Origin of the sequence: Paenibacillus sp. IHBB 3054 (genome assembly GCF_051594305.1) — a bacterium.
Classification (GTDB): Bacteria; Bacillota; Bacilli; order Paenibacillales; family Paenibacillaceae; genus Paenibacillus_AQ.
In genome coordinates, this window is the sequence record NZ_JBOFBG010000178.1 from 1 (window position 1) to 386 (window position 386).

Consider the following 386-nt stretch of genomic DNA (forward strand, 5'->3'; position numbering starts at 1 on the left):
ACCAGGGGTTTTTAGACAATTGTACCGGTCAATCTATGCCGAATTTGAGGTTACCAGCTACAGGGATATCCGCAAAGGAGACTTGGAGAGGGCGCTGCAATATGTGGAATGCTGGAGACCGTTAGCTTAAAGCGGTTTTGCGCTCAGTAGTGATACCCTCAATTACTGAACGATTCTATGCGTCCAGCGGACTGAACGCAGTCTTTCGTTAAGCGGTCATCATTGGAGGATGAACGCAAAGTTGCGCTCAGTACTAGGAAGTTAAAGGGAGGTGAGAAAGCATTGGAGGAAGACATGACATTGCCACTACTAGCAACGATCTGGTTTGAACGTAGTCCGCTGCAGCATCAGGTGTTGGTGAAGAACATTATGCGATGTGAACATGA

The 386-nt window shown here is 47.4% G+C and carries 1 protein-coding gene; it reads left to right on the top strand.

Annotation, left to right across the window (positions count from 1 at the left end):
* Positions 1-19: 19 nt before the first annotated feature.
* Positions 20-130 (top strand): ORF6C domain-containing protein, encoded by a 111-nt coding sequence (locus ACQ76X_RS36355; RefSeq protein ID WP_438498721.1) that lies wholly within the window; start codon positions 20-22, stop codon positions 128-130.
* The last annotated feature ends 256 nt before the right edge of the window (positions 131-386 follow it).